The organism is Serratia sp. PL7 (assembly GCF_945957435.1).
Window position 1 is genome coordinate 2,140,331 of the sequence record NZ_CAMFLB010000001.1, and the last position, 19,342, is coordinate 2,159,672.

At 59.9% G+C, this 19,342-nt stretch carries 18 protein-coding genes; 7 read left to right on the forward strand and 11 right to left on the reverse strand.

Annotated elements, in window-relative coordinates:
• Window positions 1–54 precede the first annotated feature (54 nt).
• Window positions 55–1,353, forward strand: a complete 1,299-nt coding sequence (locus N6G83_RS10320) for an HAAAP family serine/threonine permease (RefSeq protein ID WP_004938697.1) — start codon at window positions 55–57, stop codon at window positions 1,351–1,353.
• 93 nt (window positions 1,354–1,446) lie between these two features.
• Window positions 1,447–2,814, forward strand: coding sequence for an L-serine ammonia-lyase (locus tag N6G83_RS10325; protein WP_025302221.1), 1,368 nt, complete (start codon window positions 1,447–1,449; stop codon window positions 2,812–2,814).
• 54 nt (window positions 2,815–2,868) lie between these two features.
• Here the strand turns inward: N6G83_RS10325 and N6G83_RS10330 are convergent, their stop codons facing one another.
• The 9 genes from N6G83_RS10330 to N6G83_RS10370 all read right to left on the reverse strand — a co-directional run bounded on the left by N6G83_RS10330 (window position 2,869) and on the right by N6G83_RS10370 (window position 11,242).
• Entirely contained in the window at window positions 2,869–3,534 is a 666-nt protein-coding gene (locus N6G83_RS10330) for a response regulator transcription factor (RefSeq protein WP_025302220.1), read from the reverse strand.
• Entirely contained in the window at window positions 3,531–4,919 is a 1,389-nt protein-coding gene (locus tag N6G83_RS10335) for an FKBP-type peptidyl-prolyl cis-trans isomerase N-terminal domain-containing protein (protein ID WP_025302219.1), read from the reverse strand. The genes N6G83_RS10330 and N6G83_RS10335 overlap by 4 nt, the downstream gene beginning before the upstream one ends.
• Window positions 4,916–5,338, reverse strand: a complete 423-nt coding sequence (locus tag N6G83_RS10340; protein WP_025302218.1) for a hypothetical protein — start codon at window positions 5,336–5,338, stop codon at window positions 4,916–4,918. Before N6G83_RS10340 ends, N6G83_RS10335 begins: the two co-directional genes overlap by 4 nt.
• A 24-nt stretch (window positions 5,339–5,362) precedes the next feature.
• A complete protein-coding gene (locus N6G83_RS10345; RefSeq protein WP_025302217.1) occupies window positions 5,363–5,917 on the reverse strand; it encodes a fimbrial protein in 555 nt (184 codons plus the stop codon).
• 50 nt (window positions 5,918–5,967) lie between these two features.
• Window positions 5,968–6,606 carry a fimbrial protein gene (locus N6G83_RS10350; RefSeq protein ID WP_038629099.1) on the reverse strand — a complete coding sequence of 213 codons (639 nt, stop codon included), beginning with the start codon at window positions 6,604–6,606 and terminating at the stop codon, window positions 5,968–5,970.
• A gap of 71 nt (window positions 6,607–6,677) precedes the next feature.
• On the reverse strand, window positions 6,678–7,442 hold the full coding sequence (locus tag N6G83_RS10355) for a fimbria/pilus periplasmic chaperone (protein WP_025302215.1): 765 nt from the start codon (window positions 7,440–7,442) through the stop codon (window positions 6,678–6,680).
• An 81-nt stretch (window positions 7,443–7,523) separates the two neighbouring features.
• Entirely contained in the window at window positions 7,524–10,058 is a 2,535-nt protein-coding gene (locus N6G83_RS10360; RefSeq protein WP_080271247.1) for an outer membrane usher protein, read from the reverse strand.
• Window positions 10,059–10,105: 47 nt separating this feature from the next.
• Entirely contained in the window at window positions 10,106–10,642 is a 537-nt protein-coding gene (locus N6G83_RS10365; protein ID WP_025302213.1) for a fimbrial protein, read from the reverse strand.
• Between the two features lie 78 nt (window positions 10,643–10,720).
• The gene (locus N6G83_RS10370) at window positions 10,721–11,242 is read right to left on the reverse strand and encodes a fimbrial protein (protein ID WP_025302212.1); all 522 of its coding nucleotides are present in this window, start codon (window positions 11,240–11,242) and stop codon (window positions 10,721–10,723) included.
• Window positions 11,243–11,907: 665 nt separating this feature from the next.
• On the opposite strand from N6G83_RS10370, the gene N6G83_RS10375 reads away from it, so the two are divergent.
• The 3 genes from N6G83_RS10375 (at window position 11,908) to N6G83_RS10385 (ending at window position 13,802) form a co-directional block, all read left to right on the forward strand.
• Window positions 11,908–12,240 (forward strand): hypothetical protein, encoded by a 333-nt coding sequence (locus tag N6G83_RS10375; protein WP_025302211.1) that lies wholly within the window; start codon window positions 11,908–11,910, stop codon window positions 12,238–12,240.
• Window positions 12,241–12,472: 232 nt separating this feature from the next.
• A complete protein-coding gene (locus N6G83_RS10380) occupies window positions 12,473–13,291 on the forward strand; it encodes a fimbrial protein (protein ID WP_038630232.1) in 819 nt (272 codons plus the stop codon).
• Window positions 13,292–13,310: 19 nt separating this feature from the next.
• Window positions 13,311–13,802 (forward strand): fimbrial protein, encoded by a 492-nt coding sequence (locus N6G83_RS10385; RefSeq protein WP_225735588.1) that lies wholly within the window; start codon window positions 13,311–13,313, stop codon window positions 13,800–13,802.
• A 97-nt stretch (window positions 13,803–13,899) separates the two neighbouring features.
• On the opposite strand, the gene N6G83_RS10390 is transcribed toward N6G83_RS10385, so the two are convergent.
• The gene (locus N6G83_RS10390; RefSeq protein ID WP_025302208.1) at window positions 13,900–15,105 is read right to left on the reverse strand and encodes a serine hydrolase; all 1,206 of its coding nucleotides are present in this window, start codon (window positions 15,103–15,105) and stop codon (window positions 13,900–13,902) included.
• 467 nt (window positions 15,106–15,572) lie between these two features.
• Between N6G83_RS10390 and N6G83_RS10395 the strand changes: the two genes are divergently transcribed.
• Window positions 15,573–16,940: a pyridoxal-phosphate dependent enzyme gene (locus N6G83_RS10395; RefSeq protein ID WP_127146385.1), complete on the forward strand. Its 1,368-nt coding sequence runs from the start codon at window positions 15,573–15,575 to the stop codon at window positions 16,938–16,940.
• 12 nt (window positions 16,941–16,952) lie between these two features.
• Window positions 16,953–18,098: a trans-sulfuration enzyme family protein gene (locus N6G83_RS10400; RefSeq protein ID WP_025302206.1), complete on the forward strand. Its 1,146-nt coding sequence runs from the start codon at window positions 16,953–16,955 to the stop codon at window positions 18,096–18,098.
• 59 nt (window positions 18,099–18,157) lie between these two features.
• Here the strand turns inward: N6G83_RS10400 and N6G83_RS10405 are convergent, their stop codons facing one another.
• On the reverse strand, window positions 18,158–19,180 hold the full coding sequence (locus tag N6G83_RS10405; protein ID WP_089195703.1) for an isopenicillin N synthase family dioxygenase: 1,023 nt from the start codon (window positions 19,178–19,180) through the stop codon (window positions 18,158–18,160).
• Window positions 19,181–19,342: the final 162 nt, after the last annotated feature.

Below are 19,342 nucleotides of genomic sequence, written 5' to 3' on the forward strand. Positions count from 1 at the left end.
TAACCTTAAGTTTTGCCTTTTAATTTTAAATTCGTGTTCACTTCGGAGATATTTATGGACACTACACAGACCGGCACAATTGCCTCTGCGGCCTCGGGCTCCAGCAGTACCTGGCGTAAAACGGATACCATGTGGATGTTGGGCCTGTACGGCACCGCCATCGGCGCAGGCGTCCTGTTCTTGCCCATCAACGCCGGCATCGGCGGTTTGATTCCTCTGATCATCATGGCCATCATCGCTTTCCCGATGACCTTCTTTGCCCACCGCGGCCTGTGCCGTTTCGTGCTGTCCGGCAAAAATCCCGGTGAAGACATCACCGCTGTAGTGGAAGAGCATTTCGGCATCACCGCCGGTAAACTGATTACCCTGCTGTACTTCTTCGCCATCTACCCGATTCTGTTGGTTTACAGCGTGGCGATCACCAACACCGTCGACAGCTTCATTACCCACCAGTTGGGCATGACGTCGCCGCCGCGCGCCATTCTGTCGCTGATCCTGATCGTCGGCCTAATGACCATCGTGCGCTTCGGTGAGCAGGCCATCGTGAAAACCATGAGCATCCTGGTCTTCCCGTTTGTGGCGGTGCTGATGCTGCTGGCGGTATACCTGATCCCTAACTGGACCGGCGCCATCTTCGAAAACGTGTCGCTGTCCGGCAGCGGTACCGGCATGGGCCACGGCCTGATCATGACCCTGTGGCTGGCAATCCCGGTAATGGTGTTCTCCTTTAACCACTCACCGATCATCTCCGCTTTCGCCGTCGCCAAACGCGAAGAGTACGGCGCAGATGCCGAGAAGAAATGCTCCCGCATTCTGGCTTATGCACACATCATGATGGTGCTGACCGTGATGTTCTTCGTGTTCAGCTGCGTGCTGAGCCTGACGCCGGAAAACCTGGCGGAAGCCAAGGCGCAGAACATCTCGATTCTGTCTTACCTGGCTAACCACTTTAACAACCCGATGATCGAGTACATCGCGCCGGTTATCGCCTTCGTCGCCATTACCAAATCGTTCCTGGGCCACTACCTCGGCGCTCGTGAAGGTTTCAACGGTCTGGTTGCCAAATCGATGAAGAGCCGTGGCAAAACCGTCAGCACCGCCAAGTTGAACCGCATGACCGCTATCTTCATGCTGGTGACCACCTGGATCGTCGCCACCCTGAACCCAAGCATCCTGGGCATGATCGAAACCCTGGGTGGCCCAATCATCGCCATGCTGCTGTTCCTGATGCCGATGTACGCCATTCGTAAAGTGCCTGCCATGCGCAAGTACAGCGGCCACATCAGCAACGTGTTCGTGGTTGTGATGGGTCTGATCGCCATCTCTGCTATCGTGTTCAGCCTGCTCGGCTAATCACGCCCGGCCGGCGCCGCTTGCGCGCCGGCCCTCCCGCACTCCCCCATTTCCCGTATTCACCGCCTGAAACCTGAAGAAGGAGGCGAGACCATGGTCAGCGTTTTCGATATTTTCAAAATTGGCATCGGCCCATCCAGTTCCCACACCGTTGGCCCGATGAAGGCCGGCAAACAGTTCGTCGACGATCTGATCGCCCACCAGCAGTTGCAGGACACCACCCGCGTGGTGGTCGACGTCTACGGTTCGCTGTCGTTGACCGGTAAAGGTCACCACACCGACATCGCCATCATCATGGGCCTGGCCGGCAACCTGCCGCACGACGTGGACATCGACAGCATCCCGGGCTTTATTCGCGACGTGGAACAGCGCGGCCGCCTGCCGCTGGCCAACGGCCACCACGAGGTGGATTTTCCGTTGCACGGCGGCATGAACTTCCACAGCGACAACCTGCCGCTGCACGAAAACGGCATGCGCATCCGTGCCTTCGCCGGTGAACGCCTGCTGCACAGCAAAACCTATTACTCGATCGGCGGCGGTTTCATCGTCGACGAAGAACACTTCGGCCAGTCTGCCGAGGGCGCCACGCCGGTGCCCTACCCGTTCAAATCGGCGCACGATCTGCAGCAGCATTGCAAAGACACCGGGCTGTCGTTGTCCGGCCTGGTGATGCAGAACGAGCTGGCGCTGCGCAGCAAGGCGGACATCGACGCGCATTTCGCCGACGTCTGGCAGGTGATGAGCGCCGGTATCGAGCGCGGCATCAACACCGAAGGCCTGCTGCCTGGCCCGATGAAAGTGCCGCGCCGCGCCGCCGCGCTGCGACGCATTCTGGTGACCGGCGACAAGAACAATATCGATCCGATGAACGTGGTCGATTGGATCAACATGTTCGCGCTGGCCGTCAACGAAGAGAACGCCGCCGGTGGCCGCGTGGTCACCGCGCCGACCAACGGCGCGTGTGGCATTATCCCTGCGGTACTGGCCTACTACGACAAGTTCATCCGCCCGGTGAACGCCAACTCCTACACACGCTACTTCCTGGCGTCCGGCGTGATTGGCGCGCTGTACAAGATGAACGCCTCGATCTCCGGCGCCGAAGTGGGTTGCCAGGGGGAAGTGGGCGTGGCCTGTTCGATGGCGGCGGCCGGGTTGACCGAGCTGCTCGGCGGCAGCCCGGCGCAGGTGTGCATCGCGGCGGAGATCGCCATGGAGCACCATTTGGGACTGACCTGCGATCCGCTCGCCGGCCAGGTTCAGGTGCCCTGCATCGAACGCAACGCCATTTCCGCCGTTAAGGCGGTCAACGCCGCACGCATGGCGATGCGCCGGACCAGCGAACCGCGGGTTTGTCTGGATAAGGTGATCGAAACCATGTACGAGACCGGCAAAGACATGAACGCCAAATACCGCGAAACCTCACAGGGCGGGCTGGCGATCAAGGTCGTGGCCTGCAACTGATCGCCACGGCGAGGTACTTAAGGCGCCAGCCGGTGTGACTTGGCCGGCGCCGTTTCAATAGCGATCCTTTCCTGCCGCAACGCTGGGCTGAATACCCGCGCGAAGCCCCACAGTCCCGGGACAAGCGCTGTGCCGCAGCCAGCCGTAAAGTTCGGCATTACGCCGGAATCCCATTTTGCGCATGACGCTCATCTTGTGATTGCTGACCGTCTTCACGCTAATGTCCAGCATCCGGGCGATTTGCGTGACTCCCATCTCCCGCGTCATGCAGCGCATGATCTCTTGTTCGCGCAGCGTCAGGCCCCGGTGTTGGCATACGCAGCTCCTGCCACAGCGCAGTCTGCCCGGCCATTTGCTGCGCCGCTCCAGCTCGGCGCTCACCTGATACAGCGCCGAAACCAACGGCATATCGTGGTAGATGACGCCAGCCTCCAGCGAGCAGCGGTTACCGACGGTGCGTTTATGCCGTCCCTCCGGCGTTCGCAACGAGAAATACAGCGTTTTACGCCCCGCGGGCTGCGCCTCAGAGAGGTGACAAAAACAGCTTTGCACGCCGGGAGGAAAATAGCAGAACACCAAATCGGCTTCGTGAACCTGCCGCGCATCCACTAACAGCGTGCGCTTGCCGTAAGTGCTGAAATGCAGCGCCAGGGCCTCTTGCCAACCGGCGCTGAAGTATCGATTCTCATCAAATAGCGCGATTTTTATCATCGTGTTCATCCCTGTTCTCCCGCCGTGTCGGCTTCCCGTTTAACCGCCTGGGCGCCCTTCGCCGGCGCCTGGCTGTTGTCGATGCGCAATTCATAAACCATGGTGGCGTTGGGCGGCACCTTCGGCGGGTAGCCGGTTTCACCGTAGGCCAGCGCCGGCGGCACGACCATCGTCAACGAGCCGTGGTTGTGCAGATGACCTATCGCCTCCCGGAACAGCGGCGGGTATTCGGACAGCGGTTGCGACAGCACCTTGCCGCTCAGATCCATATCCTGGATCACCGTGCCGTCGGTCAGCTTCTCTTTCACCACGACATCGACCACCGCCGTTGGCGCCAGCGCGCCCTCCCCGGCGTAATCCACCCGATACCAGAAGCCCATCGCCGACTGCTTTACGCCCTTTTGTTGACTGAACTGCGCCAGATAATCTTCATCGCGCCGCCGCTGCTGGTTAACGCGTTTCTCACGCGCGGCCACGGCGGCGGCATCCGCCTGCGCCGTCAGCGTATTCAGTTCATCCGGCGGCAGCTGCAAACGCCCCGCCACGCTGTCGATAACGCCCGCCAACAGGCTGTCGCGGTCCACCGGTACCCCCCAGCTTTGACGCTCCGTCATCAACCCCTGAATATCCCGCCCCAGCGCACTGCCCGCCGCATAGGACAACCGTTTCCGTTCATCCTTCAACTGCTCCGGCGTCATCTCCCATTGCAGCCGCTTACGCAACGCCAGCAGGTCTTCGCGCGCCTGCTGAGTCGCCTTCTGCTCACCGGCCCGCTTCTGCTCGCTTTCTTCCAACGCGGCGCGCAGAGCGTGCAACGCCTCCTGGTGCTCGCGTTGACGTTGTGCAAGCGTCTGTGCCGATGCCTGCGCGGCAGACTCAAGTTCGGTGACGCGCCGTTCGGCCTGCGCCGCCGTCGTTCTGCTTTTGGCGGTTTCCTGCGTCGCCTGACGCAACAGCGCCTCGGCGCGCTGCGCGTCGGGCGAACCTCGCCAGGCAGCGCCCAGCCCGGCAATCCACTGTTGAAGCGTCGACGAGTCCGGCAACGCTGCGACGGGTGGCGCCGCTTTCTCCGCCCGCAGCGCAGTAAGTTCCTGGCGCAACATCGTCAGTTCCATTCGCTGGCGCGCCAGCTGTTGGTCACGCGTCAATAATTCCTGGCTCAGCGTAAAAGCTTTGGCCGATGAAGCAGGCTGGTGGGTGTCCGGCGGACGCTTTGCCGGCTCACGCTTTTTTTGCCCCGCCTCGCGGTCGGCGGGCGCCGCGTTTTCGCTCTTCGGCGCGGTGTTCTGCCGTTGATACTGCTCGGCAAACTGCAGCAGCGCCGGCACGCCGTCGTCCGCCTGCGCGACGCCGGTGAACAGCAGAGCCGCACAGCCCAGCAGGCGCAGCCTCATTTAACCTGCTCCCCGCGATCCGCCAGCCCGGTTAGCACCGCCTGATTCACCCCGGCGCACAGATAGTTGACCTTGTAGCGATACAGCGCATCCACCGTCTCCTGCGTGTCGCCGTTTACCCTGGCGCGCAGGTTGGCGTACTGCGAAGCGCCGCTCATCAGGCTGTCGAAGGCCTGTTTGTAGCGCTGATACTGTTTCTCGTCGATCGTGCGCAATGCACCCAGTTGCTGCTGGCACTGCTGCAGCTGCTCGGCCTCACGCTGCTTGCGCAAAGCCTCTTCTGACGGAGCTTGCACAGCCTGATTTTTGGTGTTCACGGCGGGCTTGCCCGACTTTTGGTTTTGACAGGCGGCGGCGCTCAACGCCAACAGGCACAGCAGGCCCATGCGCAGGGCGCGATTGAGGGGCTTTATCATCATTGCGTTTTTTGTCCTTGTAGACGCTTATTCGTATTCCAACGTAAAGGTGGCCACCGCGCTGAAGGTGCCGCGGCCGATGGACTTCGTTTGGATGGCCTCCGGCTCCCCCTGCACATAGGCCTGCAGCGTGAGCGTGGTGTTGCCGGCATTCAGGCGGAATTTATCGCTGGCGCGATTGAGCGGCAGCGCCTTGCCGGTGCTGTCCTCCAGCCCGATGCCGATCCCCGAGGCCAGGCTGCCGGCATCCAGCGCCAACAGGCCGGGCAGTTTGGCGTTCTCGGTGCCGGTAAACGTAATGGCCACCGTATTGCCCAGGCTGAGATCGCATTCAGTCAGGTGCAACGCGAAGGTTTGGCTGTGGGTGCGGGTGTTCAGGTACAGGTATTTGTCGACGATGGTGCCGAAATCCAGTTGGATGTCCTCATCCCCCGGTTGTATGACACACGGCTCGGCCACCAGCGTACCGTGAAAGCGCATGTTTTCCGCCGCAGCCGCCGGCTGCGCCATCATGCCGGCCAGCATGACCATGCCGGCTCCCAGCAGCGCGCTTCGGCGCCGGTTCGTCTCTGTCGCGCGCATGACGCCACTCCCTTTGGTTATGCTTGCGCCTACCAGGCGCAAGCGGCGTATTAGTCGTAATAAAGACGGAAATCGATCGCCGCGCGGTAAGCGCCGGCGCTCAGCGTCGCCGGGGTGCGCACCGGCGTCACCGTATACGTCAGGGTGTTTTGCCCCGGCGTCAGCAAGATCGGTTTGTTGCGCGCGCCGAGGCGGACCGGCAGGCCGCGGGCATCCGCCAACTGCAACCCCAATCCGGTGACGCCGGCCACCCTGACCAGACCCGGCGCGTCGTCATCCGTCGGCGCGGAAAACGCGACGGACACCGCAGGCTGGCTGCCGCTCCAGGCCAGAACCCCGGTCCAGGCGTCGCGGTTGCTCGCCGGCGCCCGCAGGCAGTCTTTCAGCGTCAGCTCGAAGGCGACCGGCGTGCCGCGATCGCCCGGACGCTGGAAGTGCGCCGTTCCGGTCTCGCCCAGCCAAACCTCCTGACGAGCGGTGGTCATTTCCAGGCTGCAGGCGCTTTCCGTTAACGCGCCGTAGACGTGGAGCGTGCCATTCGCGCCCTCCACGTCCCAGTTGTCCACCGCGCGGGCCGGCGGCATCAGCATCAGCATCGTGCCTGCCGTCAGCGGTACCATCAGCGCGGCCAACACCGTCAGGCCGATAGTGCGTCGCTGATGACGTTCATAGGCCTTTCCCAACAGCATGGGGATCTTTCGTTGCATGATTCGTTCACTCCGCTGTGTTCACTCTGTCTTCCCTGCTTGCGCGCGGATCGTCATTTGGCGACCGGTACGACCTGGCAGGCATTGCCGGCGCAGCGGAAGTTCAACTGCGGCCGACCACCGTAATCGTTGATGTACGCCAGCGACGGGCCGCTACCGAGGCTCGCGGCGGAGACGTTCAGCGGGGCGCTGGCCTTCGGCGCCACCATCAACGGTTCAAAGCCGGCGGCCCCTTTCCCGCCCTTGCCGGCGCTCGCCTCAACGATCGTCACGTAATAAGGGGTCGGGTTGTTCACCACGTACTTGTCGCCCTGCCGGGTCAGCGTCAGCTGCTCCTGCCACGGTGCGGCGTTCTTTTTCGGGGCGAGCGCCGCCGGGCGATAAAACATTTTGATGCGCGTCTGCAACGCTATCTGCAGCGTGTTCGGCTTATTACTGCGCGGCGGGATCTCGCGCAGATTGAAGTAATACAGCGTCTCCCTGTCCTGCGGCAGCTGACGTGCTGCCGGCAGCGACTGGATCTTCACCTGGCTCGGTTTGCCCGGCTCCACCCGCTGCACCGGCGGCAGCACGGTAAAAGGGTTTTGGATTTTGTTGCCGCGATCGTCTTCGATCCATCCCTGCGCCAGATAAGGCAACTGTTTGTTCTGGTTACTGATGTTGAGACTGACCGTTTTCAGGTCGCCGTCGAAAATCACACGCGTGCGATCCAGCGCAATGGCCGCATGAGCGGGCAGGCTGACCGCGCCGATCGTCAACGCGGCGGCGAGCGGGCCCACAAGGAAAACGGTCTTTCTGGTCATAGTCAGATTCATCATGTCTTCACGGTTCCAGTCGGCCGGGAGCGGACGAGCCCGCCCCGGCGGTTTAGCGGCGGAGCGAGCTCCGCCGGGTGTATGTCAGTTGGCGTCAGCCGCCGGCTTGTTGCCGGCAAGCGGGCGGCAAGGCAGCAGCAACGTGTTCATCAACATTTCGGCCGGCAGCGGCGCCGGCAGCTGGATTTCACACTGCGCCGCGCCGTTCCAGTGCACGCTCATGCGCTCGCCGGGGTTGAGGCCGGACAGGTAAACGCTGCCGCCGTCGTTGATGATGCCGGTCTCCTGTTTGCGGGCATTCAGCACCGTGGCACCGAACGGCGGCTCGCTGCCGTCCGCCAGCTTGACGATCGCCATCGCCTTCTCGCCGGCAATCACTTCAAACTTGCGGTAGCCGATGGCCCCCTCGGTCAACGTGGCCTGCACCACCGAACGCGTCGCCTCGACGTTGTCGCTCAGGCTGTTGAGATCGATGCTGGCCTTATTGCGGTAGTAGCTGTTCACATCCGCCACCACCGCCTTGCCGTAACGGTTGGTCAGCACCGTACTGCCATAGCCACGTACCGGTACACCGGCGACGCCTTCGGTATCGAGCAGCAAGCGCGTGCCGCCCGGCGTATTGACGCGGTGCAGCACCGCTCCTTCCGCCGCCATCGTCAGGCCGCCCTGCGCGCCGATGCCGACGGCGCTGTACCGGCCGGCCTGGTAGCTGGCGTTGGCATTGATCTGCGCCATATCGCCCTGATGGCTGTAATACCCGCTGGCCGTCGCCCCACTGCGCGCGGCGCCTGCGCTGATCTGATAGTTGTTGTGTTCATCAACCCGGTTGTAGTACCCGACCCGATGGGCGTTCTCTTCGCGATCGAGCGTCATGTTGTAACTGAGCGTCCCGGCGCTGCCCCAGGGCAGCGACAGCGACAGGTACATCCCGTCGTCGTTGCGCTCGTTGTAACGGTTGCGATAGGCCGACAGCGAAACGCTGACGTTCTTGAAATCGCCGATATCGAAGTAGCGCGATACCATCAGGTTGTAACGATCGTTCGGCGCCCGATCCCAGTAGGTTTGGTGGCTGTAGTTGAGATAGGTGCTGAGCCCCAGATCGCGGAACTGTTTGTTGAAGGTGATGGTGTACATCTCCTTGCTCTTGCCGCTGCGTCCCCCTTCGTAACGCGCATCGAGGTAGTCCCCCATGCTCATAAAATCTTCCTGGGAGAAGCGGTAACCGGCAAAGGTGACCTGGCTGTCGTATTCATCGAAGTTCTTCGAATAGCTCAGCCGGTACGAACCGCCGGTCAGCGTGCCATCCTGCGGCAAACGCGCACGCGACTGCGTGGCATCGAACGACAGCGCCCCCAGCGCCATCAGATCGCGCCCGATCCCCAGCGACAGCGCGTTATAATCGCCGCCGGCGATGCCCCCACCGTACAACGACCAGCCGTTGCTGATCCCCCAGGAGAACTCGCCGGTGCCAAACATCGGCCCGCGCAGATGGTGCCCCCACTCCGACGGTTTGCCCGTCGCCAGCTTGTAACGCACCGTACCCGGGCGCGTCAGATAAGGGATGTTGGCGGTGTTCATCTTGAACTCCTGCACGCTGCCGTCTTGCTCTTCGACGCGCACGTCCAGCTCGCCGGAAACGGCGTCATTGATGTCCTGAATGCGGAACGGCCCCGCCGCCACCTGCGTTTCATACAGCACGCGTCCCTGCTGGCTGACCACCACCTTAGCGTTGGTTTTCGCCACGCCGGTCACTTCCGGCGCATAGCCGCGCAGGTTGGGCGGCAACATGCTGTCGTCGGATCGCAGACTGACACCGGTAAAGCGCAGACTGTCGAAAATGTCGGAGTTCAGGTAATCCTCACCCATCGTCAACCGCGAACGCAGCGCCGGGATCGCCCGGTAGGCGTAATAGCGGCTCCAGTCGAACTGTTTATCGGTAGGCTGAGAAGAACCGGTCTGATGGTTGAGGTTGGCCTGCCAGTCGGCGCGCAGACGCCAGGCGCCCAGGTTGGCGCCGCCGGTGCCGTTGCCGCTCAGGCTGTAACTGCTGCCGCCTTTCTGGTGTTTTTGCGTTTGGGCGTTAACGTTATAGTCAAACAGCAGCCCAGGAATACCGTCATCCCAGCGCGAAGGCGGGTCCCAGTTTTCCGAGCTGTATTCCAGATAGGCCTGAGGAATGTTGAGATACAACGAGGAGCTGGCAAGATCGCCGCGGGCTTCCATCCCCGCCAGACTCGAGGCGTCAAGGCAACGGCCGCCGTGCGTCCAGTTCAGCGTGCTTAACAGTTTTTCTTTCAGCCCCAGTTGGTTGACCAATTCCGGCGAAAGACAGGCTTCGCTGCCTTTAGGATCGTTCTCAGGTGCCAAAAACGTCACCGGCTGTTCCGGCAGGTCGTTCTTATTGACGTGCACCACCATGGTATAAACGCCCGGCATGATGTAGCCGCTGCGCGTAAATTGGCTCAGATCGATATTTTTACGATCGTTGATGTCTAATACGTCAGTATTGAATTGAATAACGTCGGCGGCATAGACCAACGCGATCGGATTTCCCAGAGAAAGGGCAACACAGAGCCCCAAAGCTTGAAGACGAAATAACTTCCCTGCCGGTGAAAGCATAATAAAAGTCCTTTCAATAACGAATTAACCGTCAGTACGAGAAAAAATCAAAAATAATCCAGCTTAAAACGCACTGTGGAAAAATACGCTCCCGCCTTCAACGGCTGATGATTCGGCATCAACGTCATGGAATAATTCAGCACTCTATTTCCCGGTATTATTCCTTCCATCGGTAAGGGTTTCCCTGGAATAACCGGCGTGCCGTTGCTGTCTTTTATCTTCAATGCGACGCCGCGCGCCTCGCCCTGTACGCCAAACAGAGCGCCTTCCGCATAACCATCAAACGTGACCTGAAAGAATTTCCAATCAGGTTTGTTTTCCGGCCGTTCCAAAATGCAGTTGACCAATTCAATACTGAAAGGTTTGGTCATCCCCTGGCCGTCACGAATGATCTGCCCGAGAGGAAGAGTGTCCATATCGATCGTCTGATCGCGGCTGCCGGCGGCAATGGCGCAGGCGGTGTCGATAATGGCGCCGTGCATGTTGACTTTGCCCCACCCCTGCGCGGCGGAAGTTGCATAGCCGGGCGCAAACGCCAACGACGCCAAAAGAACGGCACCCGCTCGATTCCTTGGTAAAAACATCGCGACATTCCTTTGACAGGGAGATTCACCAGGCATGTGGCGAGCCCCATGCCTGGTTGATTAAGCCTTCGGACTCACTTACTGATAAGCCAGGGTGAAATCGGCTACGGCGGTGAAGTCGCCCGGAACGATGGCGGCGGAAGCGCCTTCGCCCTGCAGGTAGGCGGCGAAATGCAGGGTGTTGTTGCCGGTGTTCAGAGTCTGCGCGGTAGTCGCTTCACCCAGTTTGATCGGCTGGCCGTTGTAAGAGATAGCTACGCCGGCGCCGCTGGCGGTGCCCGCGATGCCCAGCAGATCCTTATCGGTAGACGATGCTACGCCGCTAAAGGTGGTTTTAACGGTTTTCAGGGTGGTGATGTCGCACTGCTCCAGCTTGATTTCAAACGGACGCGGGTTGGATTTGCCGCCGTTTTTCAACGCCACGTTGGACACCTGGCCCAGATCTACGGTCTGATCGATCGACTCAGGCGCAATAGAGCATGGCGCATCAATAATAGAGCCCGTGAAGGTGACCTTACCGTGTCCCTGATCGGCTGCCTGTGCAAAAGAACTTGCGCCAAATGCAATCACTGCAGCCATCATGATTTTGTTAAGTTTCATAGAACCTATATTCCTTATAAGAAAAAATGCATATTCCAATCAAGAAAAAGAGCCACAGGAAACCTGCTCGCGCTTATATGTGCGCAGCCCTAATTCTTTAGCATCTTGCTAGTTGGTTAACTGCCAAACCCCAAAGGCACCGACAATAAAAAAGTCGATAACGGCAAGTCTGCAGCGGCCCGCCCATTAATGAATTCGCCCTATAAAAATAAACGAAATCACAACGAGCAGGGGCCAATACTTTCTAATCCGCCCTTCTTGTTCGGCGATGAATATTCTGGCAAATGCCTCTCAGCAAAAAAAGGCTTTTTTTGATCAAGGCGAACATTCGCAATTTATTTCCTAATTGAAGTTAATTTACTGTTATTTTTAGGCTCATAGATCGTAAAAAATACTTTTATAGAGCAATATCCTGTTTTTGCGAGATTCACAAGTAATCAGATCGCAAAGTGGCGCTTTGTGAATATAATAAACCAAAATTTTAGGTTTCTGCGTGACGCCACCCCTGCCTGAACATAGGTAAAAACGGGGCGGGCAACGCCTTTTTTTTCAATCCTGATAAATAGATAGGAATTTTCTTTGTTCGCGTTTTACCTCGTTGTTGGTAGGCGGCGAATGTTTGTTTTTTCTTAGGAATACGGCAATCGGAATACAGAGGAAGTGCTATGGAAGCGTTATCTCCGAAACAAAAGGAAATACGGCAATTGCAGCACGATCTGCTGCAAACATTATTCGCGCAATCGCCCCGTCAATGTCCCGTCGCCGGGCCGCCGCCACAGCAGCAGTGGCTCTCGACGCGGCAACTGGCCAATGCCGTCAACGTCGGTGTTTACCGGGCTCGACGGCTGTTATTGGATCTTGTCGCCCGACAAGAAGTGATTGTGACGGACGGCTCCATCAACAACTCGTTGAGGTGGTATCCCACCGCGTTGCTGGACGGTGGTGATAACAACGGCATACCCAACAAAGATGCATCTCACTCTCCTTTAACGGAATAAATAGGGCCAGCCGGCCTGATTGGCAATATTTCATTGCGGAGTAACGCCGCACACCATTTATATATATCGGGATATTATCGTGAGAAAAACAGCCCTGCTATTTTTACGTTGCTGCCTGGCACTCTCTTTCTTCCTGCTGCTTGGCAACGCCAACGCATTTACCTGCCGCACGTCCGATGGCGGACTGATTCCACCCGGGGGCTCGACCACGCCGGTTGACGTCCGGGTTCGCATCGGGCCGCAGCTTTCTTATGGCAAAAACGAAATCGTCAACGTCAGCCAGGTCACCTGTAAAAACGACGTCGCGAGCTGGTATGACTATCTCAAAACCGACAGTCCGGCGCTGTCGATGAACAGTGCGATTTTTGGCGCCATCGGCAGCGGTACCACCATCAACGGCAGCGACTATAACTCCCCGGTGCCTGCCGGCATCAGCGTACTCAGCCTCACCGGCTTGCAGACCCAGTCTGTCGCCATCCGGGTCTATATCGTGTTGAACCGTTTCCCAACGCCGGACATCAAGGTGAACAAGGGCGACGTCATCGGCCAAATCAACTTTATTCAGACCAACGATCAGCCGGGTTGTCCGCAGTGCGGCGTTTATCGCTGGCGCCTGATCGCCGACAACGACGCCTACTTCGTCACCACCAGTTGCACCATTAACAACGGCCAGCAGATTAATGTCGATTTTGGTCAGATCCGCCAGGACTTTCTGACTCAAAGCGCCAGCGATGCCCAGATCAAACAGGACAAAGCGCTCAGCTACCAGTGCGACGATCAGAGTGCGACGCAGGATATTCTGATCCGCATGGTCAGCGACGCCAGCGGCTTCTCCAGCGATTTTATCAAGACCACCAATCCTAACGTCGGCGTGGCGATGGTGTATAACGGCGCGGTGGTGAAACCCAACAATGCCTTCAGAACACGCATCGTCAACGGCCTAGGTAACGATACCGTGACCTTTGTGCCGGTGAAGAACAATGTCCCTTACACCAGTATCGCCACCGGTCCGCTGTCGGGCTCGGCCACGCTGATCTTCAGCGCACCTTGAGACGGGAGCCAGAATGAACATGACGATAAAAACGGGCTGCGCCCTGCTGTTGGCGCTGGAATTGATTAGCTCGGCCGCTCAGGCCGCCGATCAGGGCACCAAAGTCAACATCACCGCCACCGTAGTGGCGCCTCCGCCTTGCGTGATCAACGACGGGCGCACCATCGATATCGACTTCGGCAAGGTCGGCATCAAGCGCATCGACGGCAACCGCTATATGCAACGCATCGATTACAGCATCAAATGCGAGTTTCTGGATAACAGCCGCCAGCTGAAAATGAAGATCATGGGCGGCGCGGCGGCCTTCGACGGCAGCGTGTTAACCAGCAGCGTCAATGGATTGGGCATCAAGCTGTTGGCCAACGGTAAGGCCTTCGCCATCAATACGCCGCTGGACATCGACTACGCCAATCCGCCGACGCTTGATGCGGTGCCGGTAAAAAACAGCGCCGTCACCCTGGCGGAAGGCGATTTCACCAGCGGCGCCACCATGCTGGTGGACTACTTTTAATCACCGCGCCGCAGAAACTCGCGAAAAAAAGCCGCAACGTCTCCGTTGCGGCTTGGTCGAGGATGGTGCGCCCGGGGCGCTCCTTACATCAGGCTATTCAGCCGAAGATCCCGCCGAACCACTGGCTCAGCTTCATCATCACCATATCCCAGATGCGGCTGAAGAAGTTGCCCTCTTTCACCTCTTGCATCACCACCAGCGGGTGCTGTTCGATGGTTTTGCCGTCCAGCTGGAAATCGATGGTGCCGACCACCTGGTTTTTCGCCAGCGGCGCTTCCAGCGTCGGTTGGGTCAGCTTGTAGCTGGCCTTCAGGTTTTTCATCTGCCCTTTCGGAATGGTGACCGAGGCGTCTTTCGCCACGCCAAGCGGCACTTCGCTGACGTCGCCGAACCACACTTTCTGGGTGACGAACGGTTTATCGGCCTTGATTGGCGTCGCGGTTTCATAGAAGCGGAAGCCCCAGGTCAGCAGCTTTTCGCTTTCGCTAAAGCGCACGCGATCGCTCGGCGCGCCTAAAACCACCGAGATCAGACGCATCGGTCCGTCGGTAGCGGACGCCACCAGGTTGTGGCCGGCGCCGCTGGTGTAACCGGTCTTGATACCGTCGACGTTCAGGTTGCTGCTCCACAGCAGACGGTTGCGGTTAATCTGGCGGATCTTGTTGAAGGTGAACTCTTTCTCTTTATGCAGCGCGTATTCGTCCGGCACGTCGCGGATCAGCGCCTGACTCAACAGCGCCATGTCACGCGCGGTGCTGTACTGCCCTTCCGCATCCAGGCCGTGCACCGTCAGGAAGTGGGTATTCTGCAGGCCCAGGGATTTGGCATAGTTGTTCATCAGGCCAACGAACGAATCCTGGCTGCCCGCCACGTAGTCTGCCAGCGCGATGCTGGCATCGTTACCCGACTGGATCACGATGCCCTTATTCAGTTCCAGCACCGGCACCTGATCGCCCGGCTTGATGAACATCAGCGAAGAGCCGCGCAGCGCCGGGTTACCGGGCGCCCAGGCGTCTTTGCCGACGGTGACCATGTCTTCCGGCTTGATCTTGCCGGCCTTGATCGCCTGGCCGATCACGTAGCTGGACATGATCTTGGTCAGGCTGGCGGGATCGAGACGGGTGTCGGCATTGCCTTCGGTCAGCACCTTGCCGCTGTTGTAATCCATCAGAATGTAGGCCTTGGCGTCTACCTGCGGCGGCGCCGGCGGCTCAGCCGCGTGCACGGCCGGGGCAGCCAGCAACAGGATGCCTACGCTGAAGGTCAGTTTTTTCAGGGAAGTGGATAAGTTTTTTTTCATCATGACGTCGCCAGAGTGTCCATTCAAACCATTGAAATAGCGTTAACTTTCAAACATGTTCACGTTTTAAGCCAACCAGCGAGAGTGGCCCGGTGCGCGCATGCCGGCCGCAACCCCCTGCGGCGCCCATAGCGGGTAACACAACGCACCGAAAATGCCCTTGCTGTGAGTTTATGTGATTTATCTTATTTTTGCAGGGTTTAGCGTGAATTTTCAGCATTTTTACATAACTGTACGCAGCCCCCCGCTTATCGTTCAAAAAAGCATCGAGGCGCGCATTTTTACACCCACCCACGGCTAAACGGCCAAGCATCTGCACCGCTAAACATCTGCGCTTCCATACGTCCAAAAAAAGATTAATATATTCCATAATGGCATATAGAACCGTTATTTGTTCTTTTTAAAGCGCTTATCCTCAGCGCTATCATCCGCACAACGACTTTTATACCGAATAATCCTGGAGATGAGTCATGGCGATCCCCCATTCCGTCATCGAGATGATTGGCAATACCCCGATGCTGGAACTGACCCAGTTCGATACCGGCCCATGCCGGCTGTTCGTCAAGCTGGAGAACCAAAACCCCGGCGGTTCGATCAAAGACCGCGTCGCGCTGTCGATGATCGAACAGGCCGAGCGCGACGGCAAACTGCAGCCGGGCGGCACCATCATCGAAGCCACCGCCGGCAATACCGGCCTGGGGTTGGCGCTGGTAGCGGCGCTGAAAGGCTATAAGCTGCTGCTGGTGGTGCCGGACAAGATGAGCCGCGAAAAGATCTTCCACCTGCGCGCACTGGGCGTGGAAGTGCTGCTGACCCGTTCGGACGTCGGCAAAGGGCACCCGGCTTACTATCAGGATTACGCCAAACGCCTCGCTGGAGAGATCCCCGGCGCCTTTTATATCGATCAGTTCAACAACCCGGCCAATCCGGCGGCCCATACCACCACCACCGCGCCCGAACTGTGGCAGCAGATGGAGCATGACGTGGACGCTATCGTCGTCGGTGTCGGCTCCGGCGGCACGCTGGGCGGGCTGAGCCACTATTTCGCCGACGTTTCGCCGCAGACGGAATTTGTGCTGGCCGACCCTGCCGGCTCTATCCTGGCGGACTATCTCGACAACGGCCACATCGGCGAAGCGGGCAGTTGGTTAGTTGAGGGCATCGGCGAAGACTTCGTCCCACCGCTCAGCGACTTTGACCAGGTCCGCAACGCTTACCGCATCGGCGACGCGGAGGCCTTCACCACCGCGCGCGATCTGCTGCGCAAGGAAGGCGTGCTGGCGGGATCGTCCACCGGCACCCTGCTGGCCGCCGCTCTGCGTTACTGCCGCGCGCAAACCGAACCCAAGCGGGTCGTGACCTTCGTTTGCGACAGCGGCAACAAATACCTGTCTAAAATGTATAACGACCACTGGATGCTGGAGCAGGGCCTGCTGAGCAAACCGCAGCACGGCGATCTGCGCGATCTGATCGCCTATCGCCACGACGAAGGCGCCGCCGTTTCCGCCGCGCCGGACGACACGCTGGCGATCGTGCACGCCCGCATGCGGCTGTACGACATCTCGCAGCTACCGGTGCTGGAAGGCGATCGGGTGGTCGGATTGATCGATGAGTGGGATCTGCTGAACGCCGTCCAGGCCGACGCCGCCCACTTCAGCCTGCCGGCCGGCAGCGCGATGACCAAGCAGGTCCAGACGCTGCAAAAGGAAGCCGGCTACGACGAATTACAGGCCACCTTCAACCATGGCCACGTCGCGGTGGTGCTCGACGGCGAGCGCTTCCTCGGCCTGATTACCCGCACAGACGTGCTTAACGCCTGGCGCCAAAAATTACGTTAATAAGGACCCATTATGGCCAAGTTTGATACGTTGACCGTTCACGCCGGTTACACCCCGGACGCGACCGGCGCAGTGATGCCGGCGATTTACGCCACCTCCACCTACGCCCAACCGGCACCGGGCGAGCATACCGGCTACGAATACTCCCGCAGCGCCAACCCGACGCGCACAGCGCTGGAAAGCGCCATCGCCGAACTGGAAGGCGGCAGCCGCGGCTACGCCTTCGCCTCCGGTCTGGCGGCCTGCTCCACGGTGCTGGAGCTGCTCGATAAAGACAGCCACCTGATCGCGGTAGACGACCTGTACGGCGGCACCTATCGCCTGCTGGAAAAAGTGCGCAGCCGCACCGCCGGCCTGCGCGTGACTTACGTGTCGCCGGCGGATCTCGCCGGGCTGGAACAGGCGATCGAACCGGATACCAAAATGATCTGGGTCGAAACGCCGACCAACCCGCTGCTCAAGCTGGCGGATCTGAGCGCCATCGCCGCGATAGCCAAAAAGCATCAGCTCATCAGCGTGGCGGACAACACCTTCGCCTCGCCGTATCTGCAACGTCCGCTGGATCTAGGTTTTGACGTGGTGGTGCACTCCGCCACCAAATACCTCAACGGCCACTCCGACGTGGTGGCGGGCGTCGCGGCGGTGGGGGATAACCCGGCGCTGGCGGAACAGCTCGGCTTCCTGCAAAACGCGGTCGGCGGCATTCTCGATCCGTTCAGCAGCTTCCTGACGCTGCGCGGCATTCGCACCCTGGCCCTGCGCATGCAGCGCCACAGCGACAGCGCGCTGCGCATCGCCCAGTGGCTGGAGAGCCAGCCGCAGGTGGAAAACGTCTACTATCCCGGCCTGCCGAGCCATCCGCAGCATGAGCTGGCGGCACGCCAGATGACGCGCTTCGGCGGCATGATCTCGGTACGGCTGAAAGGCGACGACGCCTATGCGCGTCGGGTCATCCAGCGTTCGCGCCTGTTCACCCTGGCGGAAAGCCTGGGCGGCGTGGAAAGCCTGATTAGCCAGCCGTTCAGCATGACGCACGCCTCCATTCCGCTGGAACAGCGCCTGGCAACCGGCATCACGCCGCAGCTGGTGCGCCTGTCGGTAGGGATTGAGGATGTGGAAGATCTGATCGCCGATCTGCAGCAGGCGCTGGCGGAATAATCGCCTGAATCAATCGCCATCAGCCCGGCCGGCGCGCCGGGCTTTTTTGTGCCTGATGTTCAGACGCCGATGACGTCCCGATAAAAGCGCTGTGCCACATCGGGGTGGGAACGGATGCGACCTTTCAGGTAGTTATACCCCACGTCGCGCAGCAGCGGGTTGAGCGGATCGCTGGCCGGGCCCCGAGCCTGCGCCGCCAGCGGCGGCGGCAGTTGATACAGCGGCACCACCGCGTCCAGCCGTGCGCCGAGGAAGAACGCGATCGACAACCTGTCGCGCCCCGCCGGCGGCGTCTCCACCCGGTGCACCGTGGCGCGCAGATAGCCGTTGGTCGCCAGCTCCAGCAGCTCGCCGATGTTCACCACGAAAGTGTCTTCACGCGGCCGCGCGTCTATCCACCGCCCTTCGCTCACCTCCACCTGCAGCCCTTTTTGCGCGTCCTGCAGCAGGAAGCTGAGAAACCCGGAGTCCTTGTGTGCGCCAACGCCCTGTGCGCTGCCGGTAGCCTCCCGCCCCGGATAGCGGATCAGTTTGATGTGCTCGTTGGGCTTCTCGCCGTACAAGCGATCGAACGCCTGCTCCGGCAGCGACAGCGCCAAAGCGAAAGCGCGCAGCAGCCGCAGCGACATGGCGGTCATCGCCTGTTGCCACTGCAGCAGCAGCGGTTTCAGCGTCGGTAGCGCTGCCGGCCACTGGTTTGGCCCCTGCAGGCGTGCCCAGCGTGGCGTGTCGTCAGACAACGTCAGCGCCGGGCGTTCGGCGCCGATATCGAACTGCTCGCGCCAGTCAGGCTGCCCGCGCGTGAGCTCCGCCGCCGCCCGGTTGTAACCGCGAAAGTGCGGCGAATGCACCATCTGCACCGCCAGCTTGTCGGCTTCCGGCAGGGCGAAAAATTGCCGCGCGGCGTGCTGCAGTCGCGCATTCAACGCGCCGTCTACGCCGTGCCCACGCAGATAGAAAAAACCGACGTCGCGGGCCGCCGCGCGCAAATCGTCGAGAAAGGCGCGCCGCTGGCGCGCATCACCGTCAAGCTGCGAAAGATCCAGCAGCGGCAGCGTCTTCAGCGTCGTCAGATGCGTCATCATGCGGTTCCTCTTCTTCCCCGATCACGATCGGGCTGCCATACAGACGAATAATCAACATTGTCACTCCCCGCGGGTAGCTGCATTTGCCCCATAGTTATCACCGCGCTCGCCGGAGCGGCCAATATTGTTGCGTTCTAAGTTATGCAAACGTTCAACAAA